Origin of the sequence: Methanocalculus natronophilus (assembly GCF_038751955.1) — an archaeon.
GTDB classification, from domain to species: domain Archaea; phylum Halobacteriota; class Methanomicrobia; order Methanomicrobiales; family Methanocorpusculaceae; genus Methanocalculus; species Methanocalculus natronophilus.
The window spans coordinates 40,132-63,495 of the sequence record NZ_JBCEXH010000001.1 but is presented as its reverse complement, the minus strand read 5'-3'; the positions used below and the strand labels follow the sequence as shown (position 1 = coordinate 63,495).

The 23,364-nt window shown below is 52.4% G+C and carries 20 protein-coding genes; 10 read left to right on the top strand and 10 right to left on the bottom strand.

What is annotated here, in order from left to right:
• Window position 1 precedes the first annotated feature (1 nt).
• Together ABCO64_RS00285 and ABCO64_RS00280 are read right to left on the bottom strand one after the other, a co-directional pair.
• The gene (locus ABCO64_RS00285) at window positions 2-1,513 is read right to left on the bottom strand and encodes a glutamate synthase-related protein (protein ID WP_253458364.1); all 1,512 of its coding nucleotides are present in this window, start codon (window positions 1,511-1,513) and stop codon (window positions 2-4) included.
• Complete coding sequence (locus tag ABCO64_RS00280; protein ID WP_253458361.1) at window positions 1,510-2,562, bottom strand: class II glutamine amidotransferase; 1,053 nt, start codon at window positions 2,560-2,562, stop codon at window positions 1,510-1,512. Before ABCO64_RS00280 ends, ABCO64_RS00285 begins: the two co-directional genes overlap by 4 nt.
• Before the next feature lie 96 nt (window positions 2,563-2,658).
• Between ABCO64_RS00280 and glnA the strand changes: the two genes are divergently transcribed.
• The 3 genes from glnA (at window position 2,659) to ABCO64_RS00265 (ending at window position 5,882) form a co-directional block, all read left to right on the top strand.
• Window positions 2,659-3,990: a type I glutamate--ammonia ligase gene (gene glnA / locus ABCO64_RS00275; protein ID WP_253458358.1), complete on the top strand. Its 1,332-nt coding sequence runs from the start codon at window positions 2,659-2,661 to the stop codon at window positions 3,988-3,990.
• Window positions 3,991-4,352: 362 nt separating this feature from the next.
• A complete protein-coding gene (locus tag ABCO64_RS00270; RefSeq protein WP_253458355.1) occupies window positions 4,353-5,549 on the top strand; it encodes an ammonium transporter in 1,197 nt (398 codons plus the stop codon).
• Window positions 5,550-5,561: 12 nt separating this feature from the next.
• The gene (locus tag ABCO64_RS00265) at window positions 5,562-5,882 is read left to right on the top strand and encodes a P-II family nitrogen regulator (RefSeq protein WP_253458353.1); all 321 of its coding nucleotides are present in this window, start codon (window positions 5,562-5,564) and stop codon (window positions 5,880-5,882) included.
• A gap of 197 nt (window positions 5,883-6,079) precedes the next feature.
• On the opposite strand, the gene ABCO64_RS00260 is transcribed toward ABCO64_RS00265, so the two are convergent.
• From ABCO64_RS00260 to ABCO64_RS00245, 4 genes are all read right to left on the bottom strand, one after another.
• Window positions 6,080-7,339, bottom strand: coding sequence for a Glu/Leu/Phe/Val family dehydrogenase (locus ABCO64_RS00260; protein ID WP_253458350.1), 1,260 nt, complete (start codon window positions 7,337-7,339; stop codon window positions 6,080-6,082).
• Window positions 7,340-7,478: 139 nt separating this feature from the next.
• Complete coding sequence (locus tag ABCO64_RS00255; protein ID WP_253458347.1) at window positions 7,479-8,297, bottom strand: sulfite exporter TauE/SafE family protein; 819 nt, start codon at window positions 8,295-8,297, stop codon at window positions 7,479-7,481.
• Between the two features lie 9 nt (window positions 8,298-8,306).
• Window positions 8,307-10,121 (bottom strand): HEAT repeat domain-containing protein, encoded by a 1,815-nt coding sequence (locus ABCO64_RS00250; RefSeq protein ID WP_253458344.1) that lies wholly within the window; start codon window positions 10,119-10,121, stop codon window positions 8,307-8,309.
• Window positions 10,122-10,201: 80 nt separating this feature from the next.
• Window positions 10,202-11,380, bottom strand: coding sequence for a TIGR04084 family radical SAM/SPASM domain-containing protein (locus ABCO64_RS00245; RefSeq protein ID WP_253458342.1), 1,179 nt, complete (start codon window positions 11,378-11,380; stop codon window positions 10,202-10,204).
• Between the two features lie 63 nt (window positions 11,381-11,443).
• Here ABCO64_RS00245 and ABCO64_RS00240 point away from each other — a divergent pair, with 63 nt between their 5' ends.
• A complete protein-coding gene (locus ABCO64_RS00240) occupies window positions 11,444-11,971 on the top strand; it encodes an HdeD family acid-resistance protein (RefSeq protein WP_253458340.1) in 528 nt (175 codons plus the stop codon).
• 8 nt (window positions 11,972-11,979) lie between these two features.
• Here the strand turns inward: ABCO64_RS00240 and groL are convergent, their stop codons facing one another.
• Together groL and groES are read right to left on the bottom strand one after the other, a co-directional pair.
• Window positions 11,980-13,593 (bottom strand): chaperonin GroEL, encoded by a 1,614-nt coding sequence (gene groL, locus ABCO64_RS00235; protein WP_253458337.1) that lies wholly within the window; start codon window positions 13,591-13,593, stop codon window positions 11,980-11,982.
• Window positions 13,594-13,604: 11 nt separating this feature from the next.
• Window positions 13,605-13,877 carry a co-chaperone GroES gene (gene groES, locus ABCO64_RS00230; protein WP_253458334.1) on the bottom strand — a complete coding sequence of 91 codons (273 nt, stop codon included), beginning with the start codon at window positions 13,875-13,877 and terminating at the stop codon, window positions 13,605-13,607.
• A 250-nt stretch (window positions 13,878-14,127) separates the two neighbouring features.
• Here groES and katG point away from each other — a divergent pair, with 250 nt between their 5' ends.
• Together katG and ABCO64_RS00220 are read left to right on the top strand one after the other, a co-directional pair.
• Window positions 14,128-16,323: a catalase/peroxidase HPI gene (gene katG, locus ABCO64_RS00225; protein ID WP_292615641.1), complete on the top strand. Its 2,196-nt coding sequence runs from the start codon at window positions 14,128-14,130 to the stop codon at window positions 16,321-16,323.
• 349 nt (window positions 16,324-16,672) lie between these two features.
• Window positions 16,673-18,448, top strand: coding sequence for an SLC13 family permease (locus tag ABCO64_RS00220; protein WP_253458332.1), 1,776 nt, complete (start codon window positions 16,673-16,675; stop codon window positions 18,446-18,448).
• Here ABCO64_RS00220 and ABCO64_RS00215 read toward each other — a convergent pair whose 3' ends face one another.
• Both ABCO64_RS00215 and ABCO64_RS00210 read right to left on the bottom strand, forming a co-directional pair.
• Window positions 18,449-18,907: a YbhB/YbcL family Raf kinase inhibitor-like protein gene (locus ABCO64_RS00215; protein ID WP_253458330.1), complete on the bottom strand. Its 459-nt coding sequence runs from the start codon at window positions 18,905-18,907 to the stop codon at window positions 18,449-18,451.
• Window positions 18,908-18,996: 89 nt separating this feature from the next.
• On the bottom strand, window positions 18,997-19,446 hold the full coding sequence (locus tag ABCO64_RS00210; RefSeq protein WP_253458328.1) for a YbhB/YbcL family Raf kinase inhibitor-like protein: 450 nt from the start codon (window positions 19,444-19,446) through the stop codon (window positions 18,997-18,999).
• A 50-nt stretch (window positions 19,447-19,496) separates the two neighbouring features.
• Between ABCO64_RS00210 and tsaA the strand changes: the two genes are divergently transcribed.
• The 4 genes from tsaA (at window position 19,497) to ABCO64_RS00190 (ending at window position 23,332) form a co-directional block, all read left to right on the top strand.
• On the top strand, window positions 19,497-20,342 hold the full coding sequence (gene tsaA, locus ABCO64_RS00205) for a tRNA (N6-threonylcarbamoyladenosine(37)-N6)-methyltransferase TrmO (protein ID WP_343089160.1): 846 nt from the start codon (window positions 19,497-19,499) through the stop codon (window positions 20,340-20,342).
• A 102-nt stretch (window positions 20,343-20,444) separates the two neighbouring features.
• Window positions 20,445-21,308: an Mrp/NBP35 family ATP-binding protein gene (locus ABCO64_RS00200; protein ID WP_253458325.1), complete on the top strand. Its 864-nt coding sequence runs from the start codon at window positions 20,445-20,447 to the stop codon at window positions 21,306-21,308.
• 126 nt (window positions 21,309-21,434) lie between these two features.
• Window positions 21,435-22,085 carry an NADPH-dependent F420 reductase gene (gene npdG, locus ABCO64_RS00195; RefSeq protein ID WP_253458323.1) on the top strand — a complete coding sequence of 217 codons (651 nt, stop codon included), beginning with the start codon at window positions 21,435-21,437 and terminating at the stop codon, window positions 22,083-22,085.
• 134 nt (window positions 22,086-22,219) lie between these two features.
• Entirely contained in the window at window positions 22,220-23,332 is a 1,113-nt protein-coding gene (locus tag ABCO64_RS00190; RefSeq protein ID WP_253458321.1) for a hypothetical protein, read from the top strand.
• Window positions 23,333-23,364: the final 32 nt, after the last annotated feature.

The window sequence follows — 23,364 nt, the reverse complement described above, 5'->3', positions numbered from 1 at the left end:
TTCATGCTCCAACAGGTTGTACGTCCAGAATGTTCATCATAGCCTCGTCAAGGAGGTATCCTCTCAGGCGGTCACGGTTGCCGCGGAGGCTCTCGATACTGTTAATCCCAGCAGCCCCCATCAGCTCGGATATCTCCAGGGTCCATCCTCGAATCAGGTTTGCCACATGCTGCCACTCGACATCAGGGTTCAGCCTCCTGGTGAGCGAGGAGTTCTGGGTGGCAATACCCCATGGGCAGAGTCCCCGGTAACAGGTTCCGCAGACCCTGCATCCCATTGCAATTAATGCCGCAGTACCAATATAGATTGCATCTGCGCCGAGTGCGATAGCCTTTGTCACTTCTGCTGCGTCCCGGATGCCGCCGGAGGCGATGATGGAGACCTCGTTTCTGATACCCTGGGATCGGAGCTTCTGATCGACTGCTGCAATTGCTGCTTCAATGGGGATGCCGACATGATCCCGGAATACCCGCGGTGCAGCACCTGTTCCTCCCCGGAACCCGTCAATAACGACTGCATCAGCAGATGATCTGGCAATCCCCGATGCAATGGCAGCGACATTGTGTACAGCCGCTATCTTGACAAATACTGGTTTTTTCCATTCTGTCGCCTCTTTTAAAGAGTGGACAAGCTGTTTTAAGTCTTCAATCGAGTAGATGTCATGATGCGGCGCCGGGCTGATTGCATCGCTTCGCTCGGGGATCATCCTGGTCTGTGAAATATCGGGATCGATCTTCTCCCCCGGCAGGTGGCCGCCTATGCCTGGCTTTGCGCCCTGGCCAATCTTGATCTCGATTGCCGCGCCCCGCTCCAGGTAGTCGATATCCACACCAAACCGCCCGGATGCCACCTGGACGATCATATTATCCTGGAATTCCCTGAGAGCCGGATGCAGCCCCCCTTCTCCGGTTCCCATGAATGTACCCTCACTGGCAACAGCCCGTGCCATCGAGAGCTGGGCATTCAGGCTGATTGCACCGTAGCTCATATGCCCGATCATAATCGGTGTATTCAGTCTGAGGTTCGGATGGAGCCTGGTTTTCAGTTCGATATCCCCATTTCTTTTCTTCCGGAGATCCAGCTTTCTGGGTTTCTTTCCGATATAGGTGCGAAGTTCCATCGGTTCACGGAGCGGGTCAATACTTGGGTTTGTCACCTGGCATGCATCCAGGAGAAGCCGGTCAAAGATGATCGGGAGATCGCTTGCATTCCCCATCCCGGCAAGGACGATTCTCCCTGTCCGTGCCTGGTTGTAGATGGCTTCCCGTGATTCCCGTGTCCAGAGCGGGTGGCTCCGGTAATCGACTGGTTTTTCTTCGATTGTGATCGAATCCCGCGGACACATGGCAACGCACCGGTGGCAGGCAACACACCTCCGTGAATCAACACTGATATGCTCGCCTTCCCGCCTGTATGTCCCATAGGGGCAGTTTTCCACGCAGCGTTCACAGAGCATGCATTGATCGGCATCTATCCTGACCTTGAATTTTGCTGGAACGGATCCGGGGTTCATGACTGTACCCTCCCGATGACAGGCTCTCCGGCTTGTGGCATCCAGACATGATCGAGGCTGCTCTCCATCCGCCGGATGGCTGCTTCCTCACTTGCAATGTAGAGCCTGTCTCCTGCTTCAGCGGCAATGAGTGGCCGCAGCTTGATCCGGTCGGTGAACCCGACAATGCCGTCTGCGGTTGCAACAACGATTGCAAAGGGTCCGTTCATGAGCGCAGATCCATATGTCTGCCGTATGGCATGGTTCAGCTCCATCTCAGGCTTCTTCATCCTGTCAATCTCGTCCCAGAATGGGGGTGCGAATGCGCGCACCATGAGTTCACGGGGCAGGCCATGTCTCCTTGAGAGGAGATCACAGAGATAGGCGACGACCTCGGTGTCGGTAAACATTGTGCAACGGTACCCGAAACTCTCAATATATCGCCTGTTTGTTCCATATGACGTGATTTCACCGTTATGAATAACCGACCAGTCGAGGAGGTTAAAGGGGTGGGCACCTCCCCACCATCCCGGTGTGTTTGTCGGGTAGCGGTTGTGGGCAAGCCAGATGTAGCCTTCATACTGGTCAATCTGATAAAAATCCGCGACTGCCTCCGGCCACCCGGATGCTTTGAACACGCCGATATTCTTTCCTGATGAGAAGACCAGGGCACCCTGGATGGAGGTGTTGATCTTCATGACAAGCATCATTATGATATCTTCTTCAGGAGTGTCGCTCCCGGGCATCAGGGTTGGATCAGGCTTGAAGAAATATCGCCAGGGTATGCGTGTTCTCCGGAGATCCGGCTGCTCGACAGTTGGGATCTCCTCTTCATGCTCTATTTTGCCCCAGGCCCGGAGGATCTCGTCAACTGCACCTTTTGGCTCCACAAGGTTATTGAAGAAGAGATGAATGGCATAATAGTCGGCAAAATCGGGGTACACTCCATATGCCGCATACCCTGCTCCTTCGCCGCTCCCCCGCTCATCCATCAGGGAAAGGGCGTTTTTTATTGAGGATCCATCCATTCCTGACCTGGATCTGTCAACAACACTAATAATTCCACACATGGGTTATCACACTTTGATCAATTCTTTCATGAATTGTTGGCTATACATGGTTGTTCAATAAACTATTTATAGTAATCAGTAGAAGATATCTTCCATATGACCGGAGACGACATGTCCAGGATGCTGGAACAGATAGAGAATGACCGGGTAAAATTCATCCGGCTTCAGTTTACCGATATCATCGGTATGGCAAAGAATGTCGCTATCCCGGCCAAACAGGCTGAGAAAGCGCTCACCGAAGGCATCAGCTTTGATGGCTCCTCAATCCAGGGGTTTGCCAGGCTCGAAGAATCGGATATGGTGTTGAAACCTGACATTTCGACGTACCGGATTCTCCCGTGGAGGCCGGAGACGAACCGGGCTGCCAGGTTCATCTGTGATGTCTATACGCCGAATGGAAAACCCTTTGAGGGTGATCCGCGGCACATCCTGAGGAAGCAGGTTGAGGAAGCAGCCAAAATGGGCTATATCTTCAACACAGGCCCTGAGCTTGAGTTCTTCCTCTTCAGGCAGGAGAATGGAAAACCATCGCTTGAACTCCAGGATGTCGGCGGGTACTTCGATCTTGCACCAACAGATCTCGCCGAGGACGTCAGGCGCGACATCATTCTCGCGCTCACTGACATGGACTTTGATATCGAAGCCTCGCACCACGAGGTTGCCGAATCGCAGCACGAGATCGATTTCAAGTACGGTGATGCCCTGACAACGGCAGATAATGTGATCACCTTTAAATTTGCAACAAAGACGATTGCACTCCAAAAAGGACTCCATGCGACCTTTATGGCAAAGCCGATCTATGGGATCAATGGATCCGGCATGCATACGAACTGTTCACTGGCAACAATGGATGGGCAGAATGCATTCTATGATCCAGATGCGCCAAAACAGCTCTCGGATACGGCACTGAAGTTCGTCGGAGGTCTTCTGAAGCATGTGAAAGCAATCACACGGATTGCAAATCCGACAGTAAACTCGTACAAACGGCTTGTTCCAGGGTATGAGGCACCTGTTTACATCGGATGGAGCGCCTCGAACCGGAGTGCCCTTGTACGGGTTCCGGCACCGCGCGGCAGGAGCACTCGGGTTGAACTGCGGAGCCCTGATCCGACCTGTAATCCGTATCTGACCTTTGCTGCGATCCTTGCAGCTGGTCTTGACGGTATCAGAAATGATATCGAACCGCCACAGAGTATCGATCGCAACATCTTCCATATGACTGCGGAAGAGCGGATGAGTAATGGGATCGAAACCCTTCCGGGGAGCCTTTTCGAGGCAAACCAGTCCCTGATGGCAGATCCATTGATCTGCGGCATCCTCGGTGAGCATGTCGCCGGGAATCTCAACTCGATTGCAGAAATCGAATGGGATTCATTCAGGACTGCGGTTACCGACTGGGAGACGAACCGGTACCTCTCAAAATACTGACCGGTTTTTCCCCTCCTTTTTTTTGAGGCCGTATATCCGGCTTTTTGTAGCCGGATGGTTGATTGAGGCCTTCTGTTTTGTTTGGTTGTGTGAATGCGTTTTATAGATCCACCCTGGTTGTACAGAATCAAATAGTAACTTTTAATATGCATGGAAGATAACTTCCTTCTATGTCATGCACCAGGAGGACTTCGACCGGTTTGAAAAAACTAGTGGAGATCTCCTCTCTGCATGACTCTGGTTGTGATTTTGTGGGTTTCTCCTGCCACGCCTGACAACAGCACTGAACTGAGAACAAAAGTTGCAGTTCCGGGAGATGACCTGGTGTCAGCTTCCCGGACTGAAGAAACGGGGTATAAAAAATGGAACTTGATTCGTCTGCAATCACGTTTATCCTGATTGCAACGGCAATGGTTATGCTGATGACGCCCGGTGTCGGGCTCTTCTACGGGGGCATGGTGCGCCGGAAGAACTACATCTCCGCGATTGCGCTTGCCATGATCTCGTTTGCAGTCGTGAGCATACAGTGGGTGCTGATCGGCTACTCGCTCGCTTTTGGACCTGATGTCGGTGGCTTCATCGGAAACCTTGACCACATCGGCTTACGGGGCGTTGGCATGGAAGGTGACGGGATTCCGGATCTCCTCTTCATGGTCTTCCAGCTGGTCTTTGCGGGTCTTGCACTTGCAATTCTGACGTCAGCACTGGCTGAACGGGTGAAGATAAGCTCATTTATCGTCTTTGGTCTCCTCTGGACCACACTTGTCTACGATCCGCTTGCCCACTGGGCATGGGGTGGTGGCTGGGCTCACCAGCTCGGTGCGCTTGACTTTGCCGGGGGAACAGTTGTTCATATCAGTTCGGGTTTCGGGGCTCTTGCAGCCGCACTGGTTATAGGCAAACGGATAGGCTTTGGCTCTCACTCAATGGAACCAAATAACATCCCGATGACCCTGATGGGCGGTGCGCTCCTCTGGTTTGGCTGGTTTGGGTTTAATGCAGGCTCTGCCCTTGCTCCAGACATTATTGCGGTGAATGCCTTCGTCGTGACCAATGTCGCAGCTGCCGCCGGTGCACTTGCCTGGATGTTTGCTGCCTGGATATATGGGAAGCCATCGTCCCTTGGTATGATATCCGGGGCAATTGCAGGACTTGTGGCAATCACTCCTGCAGCAGGATATGTTGATATCCTCGCATCGATTCCAATCGGGCTCATCGCCGGCCTGGTCTGTTACAAAGCCATGCTCTGGCGTATCAACAAAGGTCTTGATGAGAGCCTGGATGCCTGGGCGATTCATGGTGTCGGAGGTCTCTGGGGTGCGCTTGCAACCGGTGTCTTTGCCACAGCAGCAGTTGGAGGGGTAAACGGGCTTCTCTATGGAAACCCGGCACAGCTTGGTATCCAGGCACTTGATGCTTTTGCTGCAGTTATCTATGCCTTCGTTGTGACCTACATCCTTGCGTATGCCGTCCACAAGACACTCGGTCTCCGGGTAACCGAGGATGAAGAGTATGTCGGACTTGATATCTCCCAGCATGGAGAGAAAGCAGGTAGTTAGGAGTGATGTACAATGAAAAAGATCGAGGCAGTTATCCGTCCTGAACGCTATGAGATCGTCGAAAAAAACCTTGAAGACCAGGGTTTTACGGCCATGACCGTCTCAGAGGTGAAAGGGCGCGGGTCCCAGAAGGGGATCACCCTCCAGTACCGTGGAGGGACGATGCAGGTGAACCTCCTCCCAAAAATCAAGATCGAGATGGTTGTCGAGGATGAGGATCTCGAACGGGCAGTGGCAATCATCCAGGAATCGGCACGCACGGGTAAAGTCGGTGATGGCCGTATATTCGTCCTGCCGGTTGAGAAGACCTACTGGGTGCGAAAGATGCTGTGACGTGCATAGCCACAAATGGAATGGGGCTCCACCAATCAACGTACTATCTACCATCTCCAGCAGAGAGGGAAGGGCATGGTGGAGCCCGAATCTTTCCCTCCCTCTCATTTCAACAACGCTGTTTCAGGAATCTTTTTCTCTCAAAAAAAGTTGTTTTGGAAGATATTTGAAAAAAAGTGTGGCTTTCTGATCCGGGATTAGAGATCCAGCCAGCCGCGAAGCCTCATTGCCTCGACAACCCTTGATATTGAGACAATATAGGCTGCCTTCCGCATAGAGATGCCACGGGCATTTGAGGTTTTGTAGACCTCATGGTAGGCTTCCACCATCTTCTTGTCGAGTTTCTGGTTGACCTGGTCTTCTGTCCAGTAATCCAATGTCCGGTTCTGCACCATCTCAAAGTACGAGACGGTTACACCGCCTGCATTGCTCAGAATGTCAGGGATGATATGGACGCCCTTTTCAGTCAGGATCTGGTCAGCCTCGGCAGTTGTCGGGCCGTTTGCAAGTTCTGCCAGGATTTTTGTGTTGATCCTGCCTGCGTTCTCTGCGGTGATTGCATCTTCGAGTGCGGCTGCAATGACGATGTCGGCCTCAATCTCAAGCACCTCGGCACTTCCCACCTCCTGTGTATTGGGTGAGCCAACAACAGATCCGGTCTTCTGCTTATGCTTCTGGACCTCCTCAAGGTTGAGTCCATCGGGATTGTATACTCCTCCACGTGAGTCTGAGACCGCAATAATCTTACAGTTATGCAGGTTCCGTGCAAGATATGCGGCATTCATACCGACATTGCCAAAACCCTGAACAACAACCGTCGCTCCCCTGAGTTCGATCTCAAGCTCCTTTGCTGCCTCCCTGATTGTGATGATGCCGCCGCGGCCGGTTGCCTCGGTCCTGCCAAGCGACCCGCCGATCCGGATTGGCTTTCCGGTGATGATCCCGGGTTTATACTCTCCGCTGAGCCGTGCGTATTCATCCATCATCCATCCCATAATGGATGCATCTGTTCCGACATCGGGTGCCGGGACATCGGTCTCCGGTCCGATGAACTTCCAGATCCTTCCCATATATCCACGGGTGAGGCGCTCAAGCTCTGCACGCGAGAGCTTCTTTGGATCACAGACGATACCGCCTTTTGCACCGCCAAGCGGGAGGTTTAATAGTGCACATTTCCAGGTCATCCAGGCAGCAAGTGACCGGACAATCTCTTCTGTCTCTTCGGGATGGTACCTGATACCGCCTTTCATCGGGCCCATTGCATTGTTGTGCTGGATACGGTACCCGGTAAAGACCCTGACATTTCCGTCATCCATCCTGACTGGTATCGATACCTTCAGCTCCCTCTTTGGGTTCTGAAGAAGCTCTGTTGTACTTCTGTCAAGGTTAAGGTCACAGACGCAATCCTCGATAATATCATACTGTGCTTCTGTAGAAGAGTTCTTTTCATGATCCATGTACTATCTCCTTATACATTTCGTCTGGTGCTTGTTCCAAACGCACATACGTGTACTGCGTTTTTATTATAAGTCCTTGTCTTCCACCAATTTATATGTGTTCCGGAACATTGTTTCTCTATATAAAGCCATCTCATCCCTACCGGGGGAGGATGGCAATCATTGCCACTCCTATCAGCACCATTACGCCAGCAAAGACTATCCTGAGCCTGTTTGCAGGAAGGTTGTGAGCAGTTGCAACCCCAAGACGGGTAAACGGAACCATTGTGGCTGTCAGAACAACCCATTGCAAAATGTCAATATACCCAAGAAATCCGTTTGTGAGCTCCTCCACCATGAGGCCATGGTAAATATAGGCAAGTATTCCTCCGATTGAGAAGAAGAGGATGCAGGCAGATGATGTGGCAATAGCCCGGTGAATCGGGAGATTAAAGATGAGAAGCAGCACGGGCACAAGAAGGACGCCACCCCCAAGTCCAACAAGTCCTGAGAGGATGCCAATTGCAAGACCAGCCATTGTCCATGCACCATGGCCTGTTCTTGTCACCCCTCCTGGATCCGGCACTCCCCTGAGGAGCCTGAATGCGCCGACTATTACCATAATCCCAAAGAGGGGTTTGAGGATCTCCACCGGGAGGTATGAGGCAAGTGTTCCTCCGGCAAAGCCGCCTGCAAGCCCCGCCATGCCGATTGGAACTGCGGCCTGCCAGTCGACAGCCTGCCGTTTGTGATGAGCCATTGCAGCTGTGCATGATACCAGGAAGACGACTGCAAGGCTTGTTCCAATCGCAATCCGGATTGCATATGTTGGATCGATGCCGGTATGGATAAGAAGGAGGTACTGGACCGGTACCATCAGAAAACCCCCGCCAATACCGAGGAGCCCTGCACAGTACCCGGCAATAATACCGGTTGCAATAAGAATCAGAATGATAAGCCAGAGATCCAGGAGAATCACCAGTCTGCCTTATACGGGCTCTTCTCCCCGATATTCGGCAAGAAGCCTCTCCGTACGTTCCTTCTTCTGTATCTGCCTGATGAGCGAGGTGATTTTTGTTTTCCACTCACTATTGGTATTGGTTGAGAGTGTGTCCTCAAGTGCCGGGACGGCTGCCTGCCCCATCAGCAGCAGTATCTCTTCAGCAGCCTCTCCAATACCCGTCTCTCCTGATTCAATTGCCCCAAGAAGTGCTGGTACAGCTGGTCTTCCCATTCCTGCAAGAATCTCCTTTACACGATCCCGAACCCGCCTCCGGGAGTCGCCAAGCGTATATATTAGGGGCTGTATGGCCGGAACACCGATTGCAGTGAGTGCAGCAGCAGCATTCTTTCTGACGTTCTCATCTGGTGATGTCAGGGCATTGATCAGGACAGGAATACCTGTTGCATCTGCTGCTGCCACCAAAATATCAGATGCAGCATCACGAATCACTGGTTCGTCTGCAGAAGAGAGGATTTTCTGAAGGTTGGGCCCAAGTCCGGTTCCAACCAGGCGGACGATCTCATATATGAAGGCACGTTCACCATCATTTCCATACGCATATCTCCTCACTATCTCCGGGAGAGAGCGGCGTACAATATGTCGGAGCGCACCTTTTGCATGTGATCTGATTGCCGGATCCCTTCTGTTCTGAATGGTAAAAACACGATCGACAGCCTCGATATCGCCAATTGCGCCAAGTGTTGAGAGTGCGGCAAAGACCACCCTGGGGGAGGGATGGTCGGTTGCAAGGAGGAGCTGGTCAACCGCACCCTCGCCCCGGGTCCGTTCAAGAAGGCTGATCGCCCTGATGATCTTCTTCTCATCTCCGCTTTCAAGCGCATTCCTTAGTCCTTCAACAGGTGCAGAGACATTCATGTAACTGAGCGCATCTCCGATTTGTTTCAGGAGCTGGCCGGCTTTCTTCCCCCCTCCCTCTCCTGGTGTCGGCAGGGAGAGCGCCAGCCTGACGAAGAGTCCTGCACAACGGGGATCCCGAATTGCCAGGAGGACCTGCAGTCCGCGAATGCGGATCATCGGATCTGCATGGGCGAGGAGCGGCCGGACATGGGGAGTTGCCCCGGTACCAAGGGTGACAAGCTGCTCTGCCGCCTTGAAAGCCCGTGCATCTTTTTCCCGTATCAGGAGGCGGACAAGCCCTTCAAAATCTGCATCTCCACGAAGCAGGGCAAAATCCCTATCCTCGGCTGCTTCAAGATCCCTATTCATCAGCCTGATGGTTTTTCTTCTCTCCTCCCGGATCACCTCATCTTCAGGCCGTACTTCAGCAGCATGGTCAAACGAGATAACTGCCTGGTGATACCGCTTCATTGCGACAAGCAGTTTTCCACGGGCATACCAGATTTCAGGATTTTTCTTCTGTTCACGGAGTGCTGCATCAAAGAGGTGTAATGCCTCATCATACTCACCCCGTTTTGCAAGAAGAATCCCAAGTGCATACTGGGCAGAGGAAGGCTCTTTGAGTGTTGCAGCTGCCTTCTCGAGGCTGTCCTGTGCATGATCCAGTTTCCCTGTCATGCTCATGAGAAGACCATGCAGGTACCATCCCTCTCCATCATCGGGATCCTGCCGGATCACCTCTCCGATCTGCTCTTCTGCCTCACTGAGCATACCGGACTTGAGCAGGGCTTTCCCACGCTCTATCCAGGCTTTTGTATTGTCCGGGCTCAGCTCGATTGCCCTGGTTGCATAGTAGAGTTTTCGAGCGGGATCCCTCTCCAGGCGTGCACGCAGAATCAGCTCATCAGCCCTGGATGTTTCTCTCCCGCCATCTTCCATCATGCATTCCCCGGTTTTTTTATCACTTTTTGTATATGGACTATATGAGCATTTGTATCTATTGCAGCAATCTCCCTCTCTGATCAGGGGATGATCTCACATCCATTATATCTTGTGTGCCGAAAAGATGCCATATTGACTCTGCCATCCGCAATCAGCCTGCGTATTGTGGGGAGATGGCCACACAGTTCTGCTCTGAGATGATAAATGGTTGAACAGACTGCTCTGACACCATCATCCGGCCACGGCTTTACTATATTTGAATAGAGGCATCTTCCCCCACAGAAGGTGAGTATTGCACAATCCCTACAGGGTGAACCGGGCTGAACCTGTGGCAGAGCCAGTGGGTTGCTGGTGCTGATTGTGCCAAGTGTATAGTCAGCCATCCCGATCATGATCGGGCAGGGTATGATTGAGCCATCTGTCTGGATGGTATAATTGGTTAAACCCGATCCGCACCTCAGGTGGGTGGGCGAGTCAGTCAGGAGATCCTCAGTTGTCTGGAGGAAGGGATACCACCCGGGAACCTCCCCATGTACCTGCATATGGCTGACCCAGTCCTGGAGCAGGGCTGATATTCCGGGGTTATAGCTCTCTGCTATCCAGACTGAGGCATTCCTTGCCGCATAATCGCCCCTGAAGTTGGCATCCAGCTGCCAGTGAATCGAGGAGAAGGGGTTCTCCTGCAGCTCCTGGAGATGCCTGACCATTGCCCGGATATCCATATCTTCGCAGACGGTCATTCGTGCGATCAGTTCACCACGATACCCCTGGGATCGGATCATCCGGGCATTTGCAAGAACCCTTTCATATACTCCGTCTCCGCGGTTTGCATCATTCTGTGCAGCGTCGCCGTCTATTGAGACGAGGATAGTCTCCAGGCGGTTATGGTATGCTCCTGGCAGGCGGTCAAGGAGCAGGCCGTTTGTCTGGAGCATGTACCTTGAGCAGGGTGCTTCATCCATAATCCTGCAGATGAGTCCGGTATTGAGGAGAGGCTCTCCCCCGATGAAGGTGAGGACAGGGTCAGGGTCTGATCCAAGAAAGCGATAGAGCTCTTTGAGAAGCGTTTCATCAAATGAGATCGGGAGGTCATCTCTGATGGCAGACTGGCAAACTGGTTCGTCAAGCTCTTCAAAGAGTGCTCCGCGGCAGTACCTGCATGCAAGGTTGCAGTCATCTGTTACAACGATATGAAAAAAGACCACGATCTCCTCCAAAAAACGTGCTGTCAGGTGTCCTATACTAATTGTGTGCAGCAATCATAAGCCCTTCCTCCACCCACGATAGGAATAATTAAGAATAGCGGTGGTCATCTTCTTCCTATGAACGAACATTCAGGAACTCCCCATTTTCTGAGGGGGGCGCTTGCCATACTTCTTGGTATGATCGTCCTCTTCTGGCCCGGCCTGACAGTCGAGATCGTCGCAATTATCTTTGCGGTTTTTATTCTTGCCAATGGACTGCTGCTGATTTCCCTCTCACTTGCCCGAACAACAGAGGGATCATCCGGTACTCTGCTCCTTCTCTCTGGTATCCTCGTATTCATCGGGGGGATCATTGGGGTTTTGAACCCGATGTACATGGCGGTGACACTCACCCTGCTGATTGCTGTCCTTGCCATCCTCTCAGGGCTATCTGATCTCTGGGCTGCAGCAACGGCAATTGGACCTGGAACTCATCGCATCCTGCATGGTCTCTCAGGTCTGCTCCTGGTCATTCTCGGAGGAGTCTTCATCATCTTCCCGATGCTTGGGGCAGTCATCCTCGTCGCTGTCTATATAGGTATATTTGCAATTGCAATCGGCATCCTGAGCATTGCACAGGGGTTCATGACGCCGGTATCTGCCTGAAAAAAGATTTAGATGATGATGGTCTGGCTCTTTGTATCTTTTTCATCATCATAATCGGTGATGATCACTTCTGTTGAGAGGATCATCCCGGCAATCGATCCGGCATTCTGGAGTCCGATCCTGACGACCTTCGCCGGGTCGATGACACCACTTGCGATTAAGTCTTCATAGACCCCTTTCTTTGCGTTATAGCCGATCTTCTGATCGGTTTCACCCCTGAGCCGTGCAATCACATCAGCTCCTTCAAGGCCCGAGTTCTTTCCGATCTGCCTGACCGGCTCTTCGAGGGCACGGCGGACGATACTGACACCGACTGCCCGGTCATCCTCAAACGCGAGAGTTTCAAGGCTCTGTATTCCACGGAGAAGCGTAATTCCTCCGCCCACGACAACACCCTCCTCAACAGCAGCCTTGGTTGCGTTGAGGGCATCGTCGATTCGCATCTTCTTCTCCTTGAGTTCGGTCTCGGTTGCGGCACCAACCTTGATGACTGCAACGCCACCGCCAAGGCTGGCAAGGCGCCGTTTCAGCTCGTTTGTCTTAAATTCAGCATCACTGATCCGTACCTGCGACTCGATCAGGTTCATCCGCTCTTCAATTGCCTCACGCTTTCCTTTTCCGCCGACGATCAATGTCTTCTCATCATCAATGCGGATTGTATGGCAGGATCCAAGCTGGGTCCGGGTGACGTTCTCAAGTTTCAGGCCACGCTCCTCGGAGATGACAGAACCTCCGGTGAGGGTTGCGATATCTTCGAGATAGGAGAGCCTGTCCTCGCCAAATCCTGGTGCCCTGACTGCGCAGACTTTCAGTGAGCCGCGGATGATATTGAGGATCAGCGCTGCCTGTGCCTCTCCATCCACATTCTCTGCGATGATCAGAAGGGGCCTGCCTTCTGAGGAGACGAGCTCGAGAATCGGGACGATCTGCTTGATGGTGCTGATCGTTTTGTCGGTGATCAGGATGTAGGGGTTTTCATATTCACAGACCATCTTCTCCTGGTCGGTGACCATATAGGGGGATATGAACCCGTTCTCAAACTGCATTCCTTTCACAACTTCAAGGCCGGTCTCGAGGCTTTTTGCATCCTCCACACTGATCAGGCCGTTATAGCCGACCTTCTCCATTGCATCTGCGATCAGGCTGCCGATCTCCTCGTCATTATTGGCAGAGATGGTGGCTACCTGGAGGATCTTCTCCTGGTCACGAACCGGGATGCTGGTTGATTCGATATAGCTGACCACGTTCTGGATGCCTGCATCAATACCCTTCTTTACTTCAATCGGGTTTGCACCGGTTGATATGGTCTTGACCCCTTCAGTGAGTATCGACTGGGCAAGAAGGCACGCGGTTGTGGTGCCGTCGCCGGTTTTGTCCTGGGTGCGGGATGCGACCTCCTTGACGAGCTTTGCACCCATATTCTCGAACTTGTCATGAAGCGAGATCTCTTTTGCGATTGTGACCCCGTCGTTTGTGATGATTGGGTTTGTCGCCTTGTCGATGACGACATACCGGCCTTTTGGGCCAAGTGTCACCTTGACTGTATCTGATACCTTGTTCACTCCCGAAAGGAGGGATTTTCGTGCCTCTTCATCAAACATTATCTGTTTTGTTGATGTCATCAGTTCCCACCTCACTCCACTTTTGCGAGGACGTCTTTAAACTCGATCATAACGAGCTCCTCGCTATCGACAGTGATCTTCTCTGAACTGTACCCGCCATAGAGGATCCGATCACCTGCTTTCAGAGGGAGTTTCTTCCCATCCTTGAATGTGCCACAGGCAACCACATCACCCTCTTTTCTCTTCTCCTGGGCGCTGTCCGGGATGTATATTCCGCTCTTTGTCTTTTCCTCAGGCTCGGTCTGCCTGATGAGAACACGCTCACCAATTGGAACAATTGCCATTGTGTATCACCTCTTCTGAAAGAATCAGGCTTCTTGCCCTGTCATAAGGTGAGTAGCGGTTCTATATATTCTTTACGTATTCGTCAGGCAAAGATTATGAAGAGATCCCCTGCAGCGTCCGGCTCACAAAATTCAAAGCGCAGATCATCCGGGGCGGAATTGGGTTATCTGGTCGTGCTCTGATCGGGTCTGGTCTGGATAAGAACTATATGTGATCATCACCGTGGATAGAATCATAGGATAGATTCCCATGACTGACAAAGACAATAGCCAGGAGACTGGCATGGAACGCAGAGGACCTGCTGGCCAGGGTACCACTATCCGGGACTGGTGGCCGAACAGATTGAACCTGCAGGTTCTTCACCAGCACTCTTCCCTCTCCAATCCGATGGATAATGATTTCAATTATGCCGAGGAGTTCAAAAAACTCGATCTCGCGGCTGTGAAGAAGGATCTTCATGCAGTGATGACAGACTCGCAGGAATGGTGGCCTGCGGACTTTGGCCACTATGGTCCCTTGTTCATTCGTATGGCCTGGCACAGCGCAGGCACGTACCGCCTTGGTGACGGGCGTGGGGGCGCAGGGAGTGGCCAGCAGCGCTTCCCGCCACTCAACAGCTGGCCTGACAACGTCAACCTCGACAAGGCACGCCGACTGCTCTGGCCCATCAAGCAGAAGTATGGCAGGAGCATCTCTTGGGCTGATCTCATGATCCTTACCGGCAACGTCGCTCTTGAGTCGATGGGGTTTCCGACATTTGGCTTTGCCGGCGGTCGCGAGGATGTCTTTGAACCGGAAGAGGATGTCTACTGGGGATCCGAGAGCGAGTGGCTGGATGACAAACGCTACTCCGGAGACCGGGATCTGGAAAACCCGCTTGCTGCCGTGCAGATGGGCCTGATCTATGTCAATCCTGAAGGCCCGGACGGCAACCCCGATCCGATTGCGGCGGCCAGGGATATCCGTGAGACATTTGCCCGCATGGCCATGAATGATGAAGAGACGGTGGCACTGATCGCAGGCGGCCATAGCTTTGGAAAATGCCATGGGGCCGGCCCTGCATCGCATGTGGGTCCGGAACCCGAAGCAGCCCCCATCGAGGAGCAGGGTCTTGGCTGGAAGAGCAGCTTCGGTACCGGGAAAGGCGGGGATACGATCTCCAGCGGACTTGAGGTTACCTGGACAAACACGCCAACAAAGTGGAGCAGCAACTTCCTCAGGATCCTCTTTGCCCACGAATGGGAACTGACGAAGAGTCCGGCGGGTGCGCACCAGTGGAAGCCAAAGGGTGACGGAGGTGCCAACACCGTCCCGGATGCCCACGACCCATCGAAGCGGAATGCACCGTCAATGCTGACCACTGACCTCTCGCTCCGGTATGATCCGGAATACGAAAAGATAGCTCGCCGCTTCCTGGAGAATCCTGACCAGTTCACCGATGCATTCGCCAGGGCATGGTTCAAGCTGACACACCGCGATATGGGGCCACGAGCACGCTATCTCGGGCCCGAGGTGCCTGATGAAGAGCTGATCTGGCAGGACCCAATCCCACCGGTTGCGTATGAGGTAATTGATGCAGAGGATATCGTTGCATTGAAGGAGAAGGTGCTGGCATCAGGCCTTTCTGTTTCAGAGCTTGTCTCGACTGCCTGGGCCTCTGCGTCCACCTTCCGCGGCTCTGACAAACGGGGCGGAGCAAACGGTGCCAGGATCCGGCTTTTACCGCAGAAGGACTGGGAGGTCAACGAGCCTGCACGCCTCGCAACGGTACTCAGAACCCTCGAAGAGATACAGGCCTCATTCAATGATGCGCAGAAGGGTGGCAAAAAGGTCTCACTTGCAGATCTGATCGTGCTTGCCGGGTGTGCCGGTGTTGAGCAGGCTGCACGGAATGCCGGCCATACAGTGACGGTTCCCTTCACACCTGGACGAAATGATGCAACAGATGAGCAGACCGATGCGGATTCATTTGCTGTGCTTGAGCCGAAAGCAGATGGTTTCCGCAACTACCAGAAGGCCCGGTATGCCGTGCCTGCAGAGGAGCTGCTCATTGACAAAGCGCAGCTTCTGACCCTGACTGCACCTGAGATGACGGTGCTCCTGGGCGGGATGCGGGTGCTGAACACCAATTTCAAACGCTCCCCCCACGGTGTCTTCACCAATAAACCAGAAGCACTCACAAACGACTTCTTCGTCAATCTGCTCGACATGGAGACTGAGTGGAAGCCGGTTCCAGGTGATGATGGCGTGTTTGAAGGCTGTGATCGGAAGACGGGTGATCTCAGGTGGACCGGGACCAGGGTTGATCTGATCTTTGGGTCGAACTCCCAGCTTCGGGCTCTTGCCGAGGTGTATGGCAGTTTCGATGCAGAGGAGAAGTTTGTCAGGGACTTTGTTGCCGTATGGGCGAAGGTGATGAACCTTGACCGCTTCGATACCGCCTGAATAGGATCTCTCTAACGCCTGCATACAAAGCAGGCATTTCAGATAATGGGCCACATGGGGATTTGGCAGATGCCCTGATGGCATCCCATGTGGCAGCCCGTCAGGGCTTTGGGCCGGGGGAATAGTCCCCGGCTGCATGCACGCCATCCCGTGTGTGTGGAGGATGAGGAGGTGCGGTGATTGCTGATACCAGGTTGTTTCTCTCTCACAATAGCAGACGTGTCCAGCACAACTGGTGATCCGGCCAGTTTCTCCTGGCTTCCTCCTCTCAGGTATCCCGTGCCTGATCCTTGGGAAGCATTATCTATGTATTTGTCATTTTGTTCTCTGATAGAGAGAGGGTTTCTTCATGCCTGATATGGCAATCGTTTTTGGAACGCTTGCGTTGGCGTTATTTCTCTTTGCAACCGGAAAGATACGTTACGATATAGTTGCACTGATAGCGCTTTTAATCGTCACGTTTTCCGGGATCATTGATCCAATGGATGCGTTTCTCGGGTTTGGCCACCCTGCGGTGATTACGGTTGCAGCTGTGCTGATCATCAGTAAAGCTCTCCAGAACTCCGGCCTGATCGATATCATCAGCAGGTGGGTTTCACGGGTAGGTGATGGGGATATCCGGCAGATTTTCTCACTATCAGGCATTGTTGCTCTCCTTTCTGCTTTCATGAATAATGTCGGGGCCCTTGCTCTCATGATGCCGGTCGCTATCAGGACCGCACGCAAAAGTGGCAAATCTCCCTCATATCTTCTGATGCCCATTGCATTTGCCTCACTTCTTGGCGGTATGACCACCCTCATGGGGACTCCTCCCAATATCATCATAGCAACATTTCGTGCCGAGAACGGCGCAGATCCATTTATGATCTTTGATTTTGCCTATGTCGGCGTTGGTGTGGCCATATGCGGCCTGCTCTTCATCGCGCTCATCGGCTGGAGGCTTGTTCCGTTCAGGGAGAGTCCCGTATCTAAAGAAGAGCTCTTTTCCGTGAAGGATTACTTAACAGAGGTCAGGGTTCCGGAAGGCTCACGGTTTTCTGGCAGTATGATAATGGATATCGGTGCTGCCACAGAGGCAGAGGTGATGGTCGTTGGATTGATCAGAAACGGGAGGACGATTGTTGCCCCTTCAATCTATGAGACAATACTTGAGGAGGATATTCTGATCATCAAGGCCGATTCTGATGATCTCCAGATTCTCCTTGATGCAACACGGCTTGAACTCACAGAAATTGATGAAGTGACCGAGGAGGTAATCGGATCTGAATCAGTCGGAATCATTGAGGCAATTGTAAAACCGGACTCACCCATCCTTGATCAGACCGCATATTCTGCAAATCTTCGCTGGATCTATGGCATCAACCTTCTGGCAGTTGCACGGGAAGGAGGGAGGGTCAGGAACCGGCTGAACCAGGTGCGGTTCCGGCCAGGAGATATCCTCCTCCTCCAGGGAAAAATGGATGCAATCCAGGCTGCTCTGCCAAAGATCGGCTGTCTGCCGCTTGCAGAGCGCGGCATCAGGATAGGAGGGCATAAGACGCTTCTGATGGCAGTTGCAATCTTTGGAACTGCCCTTCTGATATCAGCACTCGGTATCTTCCCTGTGCAGATCACCTTCAGTGCCGCAGTGGTGCTGATGATCCTCACCTCCATCGTCTCACTCCGGGAGACCTATGAGAGTGTGGAATGGCCTATTCTCATTCTTCTTGGGGCAATGATCCCGGTTGGCCAGGCACTTGAGACGACCGGGGGTGCAGCACTCATTGCAGGCAGCATTGTGACGGGGGCATCATATTTTCCACCCTGGGTAACGCTGATGCTTCTGCTGATAATCACGATGTTTCTCTCTGATCTTGTGAACAATGCAGCGGCAGCTGTTCTGATGGCACCTATTGCAATTGGGATCGCCCTTGATATGGGTGCATCAATTGATCCCTTCCTGATGGCAGTTGCAATCGGTGCATCCTGTGCATTTCTGACCCCTATTGGACATCAGTCAAATACACTTGTCATGGGGCCGGGGGGCTACCAGTTCACGGATTACTGGAGGATGGGTCTTGTTCTTGAGTGTATCATCGTTGTTGTCTCTATTCCGCTTCTCCTGCTCTTCTGGCCGATGTTCTGATCACCTGGAATAAATCGCTTCAGCATCCCCAAACTGGATGACCCTGCCCGAGAGGAAGGTTGCCAGCTCCTGCTTTGTTGCGCCTCCGGAGAGGGGTATTTCCTCGTCCAGGGCATATACCTTGAAGCTGTAGCGATGGTGCGGACCGGGTTCCGGACAGGGACCTGAGTAGCCGATCTCCCCAAAGTCATTGATCCCCTGGACGGCACGGACCGGAAACGTGATCACCGGCTCTTTTGGGAGGGACTCGGGGAGTATCCTGACCGGTTCGATATTCCAGATGATCCAGTGTGTGAGATTGCCGCCACGTTCTGCAGATGAGTCTACCATAATCACTGCAAGTGACCTGACATGCTCGTTCAACCCCTCGATAGCGAGAGGTGGTGAGCGGTTTCTTCCATCACAGGTGTAATCCGGGGGGAATTCCCGGGTGGTTAGGGTTACTGTGAGTTTTTCCATGTCTCTTCACCAGATAATTGAGATGGATCTGATTGTATAAGAAAATAACCTGCATCAGAGATGTAATTCAGCAGGTATCTGGATCTGCCTCATCGCTGGCAGAAGGCTTCTGTCTGGCCGAACTGGAGCACATGTCCTTTCATGGCATTGATGACGGTGTGGGCTTCTGATCCCGGAGCGCAGTCCAGTCTGGCATCCAGTCCATAGATCTTGAAGAAATACCGGTGTACTGCACCAGCCGGGGGTTTTGGCCCGGCATACCCGATAGTGCCGTAATCATTTGTGCCCTGCCTGGCATGGGTGGGTGTATTGATCTCCTGTTCTTGTGGAAACCCTGCCGGTATGGCATGTATCCCCGGTATGTCCCAGGCAATCCATGTGCAGAATGAGCATCCGGGTTCATAGGGATTAAATGCAAAGACTGCAAGATATGGTGATTTAAGGTTGGTAAGCCTGATACCAGGTGAGATATTGCCTCCATCGCCTGTATGGGTTGGCGGGAACTCACTGAATCCAAGGTTTACAGTCAGCTTTTCCATAGTGCCATTTATACACCGTTGAGATAAAAAAAGGTTGGATTGGAGTTTCAATGACAGAAAAACTTGAGGTTTATACTGACGGAGCCTCCCGGGGAAACCCCGGGGATGCGGCTCTTGCCTATGTGATTCTGAGGAATGGCAACGTCATAGCAGAGTATGGCGAGGCTATCGGCAGGGCGACAAATAACCAGGCCGAATACAGGGCGCTTATTGCAGCTCTTGAAAGAGCCCTGGCTCTTGGGGCTGATACACTCGATCTCTATTCGGACAGCGAGCTCATGATCAGGCAGCTGACGGGCAGGTACAATGTCCGGGCAAAGGGACTGCTCTCCCTTTTTGAGAGGGCAAATAGCCTGAAAAACCAGTTCTCAAGGGTGAACTTCCACGCGGTTCCCCGCACGAGCCCGTATATCCGGCGCGCTGACAGCCTTGCCAATGCAGCACTGGATGGAGAAGAACATCATCTGGATTGTGATATGCCGCAGGGTGCGGAGGTGATACCAATTGGCATTGTCCGCTCCCCGTATAAGACGAGAAACGACGCTCCACGGCAGGGGAAAATCGATCCGGTCATGAGTACTATTGAGGTATTCCCGGAATACGAACCAGGCCTTGCCGGAATCTCGGAGTATAACCGGATTGTTATCCTCTCCTGGTTTGACCAGAGCAGGCGCGATCTCCTGTGGGTTGATAAACCCGGACGGGGTTTTTCGCGCGGCGTCTTTGCAACCCGCTCCCCCGACAGGCCCAATCCGATAGGCCTGACCACGGTTGATCTGGTCGGACAGAAAGGCCGGATTCTTCATGTCAGGGGACTTGATGCACTTGATGGCACCCCGGTTCTTGATATCAAGCCACTTGTTTCTGATACTGATTGGGATACAGAAGGGGCATGACTCATGATCCCGATGTACTGGTGTTTTCTTTTGCACCAATCTATACACCTTTAACCCTCTCTTTGCAACCTATCATCACGCAGATAGTACCTGAGGTAAACAATGACCGATCAACAGTATGAACAGGATTGCAATGGACAGTGCGAAGGATGCAGCGTCAAAACTGATGAGTGCGAGGCAAAACTTCCAAAGAAAGCTGATATCGATGTGAAGCATGTGGTTCTTGTCCTCTCGGGGAAAGGAGGCGTCGGGAAGAGTACGGTTTCTGTAAATCTTGCCTATGCGCTCTCCAACCATGGATTCAGGACAGGCCTCATGGATATCGATATCCATGGGCCGAGCATTCCCAAGATGCTTGGGCTGGATGAACACAAACTCCAGGTGATGGGAGAGAAGATCCTGCCTGCCAGGGTTACCGGATCGCTCTCTGTTATCTCAATGGCGTTTCTGCTTCCTGAGAAGTCTACACCGGTTATCTGGCGTGGCCCGATGAAGATGGCTGCGATCCAGCAGTTCCTCTCTGATGTGGACTGGGGTGAGCTTGATTTCCTTGTTGTCGATCTTCCGCCGGGAACAGGAGATGAAGCACTCTCTATAGTGCAGCTTGCACCAAATATTGCCGGTGCAATCATCGTGACCACTCCCCAGGATGTTGCAGTGCTCGATTCAAGCAAAGCACTCAGATTTATTGAACAGATCGGGCTGAAGCCGCTTGGGATTGTCGAAAACATGAGTGGCATGGTCTGTCCCCACTGCCAGGAAGAGGTTGACCTCTTTGGAAAGGAGGGTGGCAAAAAGGCTGCAGAGGAGTTCAAAGTTCCGTTCCTTGGAAGCATCCCTCTTGATATCGATATGAGGAAGGCAGGTGATGAAGGGAAGCCTTTCATTATCCGGCGTGGGGATTCCCCCACCTGGAAGGCTGTCGATGCCGTGATGGAAAACCTTATAGATGTCATTGAGAAGTGATCTTCATCACTCTTTTTTTCTGCAAAACCCAAAATAACAATATTTAATAATGATTCAATCGATTCTATCAACAGCTTCAGGCAGCACTCTTTTGTGCCTGATCTAAAACCAGATGCAGGTAGTCATATGAAGATTGGAATTGTTGGCGGAACCGGGGATATCGGCGAGGGGATGGCTCTTCGCCTCTCCCATATCCATGAAGTTATCCTTGGATCAAGGGATGAAGCAAAGGCATGTACTGCGAGTGACTGCACTATTGACACCCTGAGGAGCAGGGGGGTTCATGCACAATGCAGGGGCGTCTCCAACCAGGAGGCTGTTGATGCCGGTGATGTTATTGTGCTTGCCCTTCCCTTTGCCCATGTCGAATCGACTCTGGCGGGGCTGTCAGGATTTGAGGATAAAATTGTTGTATCTCCGGTGAACCCGATAGCACGGTCCGATCACTTCTCCTATGATCCGCCTGCGGAAGGTTCTGCAGCCGTGTTTATCAAAAACCGCCTTCCAAAGAGTGCCACAGTCGTCTCGGCCTTTAATAATATTGCTGCTCATAAGTGGAAGGAACTGGATGCCCTTCTTGACTACTCTGTTGCGGTCTGCAGCGATGATGCCGATGCGAAAGCGATTGTGATGGACTTAATTTGGGATATTCGGAGCTTAACTCCCCTGGATGCGGGCCCATTATCTGTATCATCGATTGTTGAAAGTATCACCCCGCTTGTGCTGAATATCGCAAAGAATAACCAGATGCGTGATGTCGGGGTCTATTTCAGGTAGCACCTCCACTTTTTTCCAGGGCTTCTCTCTTCAGTTGCACGTAGCGGGGACGGCTACGCTGACAATTTGCCATCTGAACACCATTGATTGTCAAATCCGTCATCACTATCTCTTCTCCCGCCAATGAACTTGTAATGACTGGCCGACAGGCACTCCTCCCGGTATTTCTTCTCGTCCTCTGCCTCACCGCCGGGTGCACACTGGTGCAGCAGGATGTTGTCCCTCCCTCAATTACGCCGGTTGCAACAGAAAATGGAGTCCTGCTCATCTCGCACAGCTTTCTCTTTGAGGAGCATGAGATCACCCTGCATATTCCAGTCGATGCCGGGGTGTATTATGGCGCAGTGGCAAGTGAGAAACAGATCCTGCTCTATACCGATCTTGAGGATAGGGAGTGGCTGCCGATCTATTACGCTGCCTTCATCACCGATCCGCTCCAGGAGCCGTTCTTCAATGAGCTTATGCAGGCACTTTGGATGATTCAGCAGGATCTCAGCCTCGATGATGACCGGTTCCTTGAGCTCTGCACCGTCTTTGTCCAGTCTCTCCCCTATGATGATGATACCACCCTGGTGGAGCCGAAATATCCGATCGAGACGTTTGGTGATGGGACCGGTGACTGTGATGACAAAAGTCTTCTCCTCGCGGGGATTCTCTCGCGTGCAGGCTATGAGACAGCCCTCCTCCTGTACCTGGAAGAAAAACATATGGCAGTCGGTGTCAGGGCTTCCGGGTGTGTTGCCACTGAAGACGGGTATGCCTATATCGAGACAACAAAGCCACATTTTGTCGGCCTCTATCCCGAGCGACTGGAGGGGGATATCGTTCTCTCATCCCAGCCGATTATAATCCCTGTCGGAGAGGGAGAGAAGCGGTATGATTCCTGTCATGAAACAGCGGCCTTTTCAGCTATACTGCACTTCTGCAGGGATCAGGTGGATGCTCTGAATGCCAGGATGGAAACAGAATCCCGGGAGCTCAGGGAGCTTGAGGAGGAGATTGCAGATCTCCGCTCATCGATGGATTTGCATCTCCGTGAGGGGCGGTATACTGAGTATAACCGCCAGGTTCCCGTATTTAATGCAATGATTGCTGAATATAACATGAGAATCGATGCATACAACGAGCTTGTCAGGGAAGCGGAGCGGTATGTCGGGATACATGCTATGATCCTGGAGCAGAAGCATGACCGGCCCGGCCTGTACCAGAGGATGAAGCGCGATGGTATACTCGCTGAAGTGTATTGAGGAATGCTGCTTTTGCCTGGCCGGAATGGCTG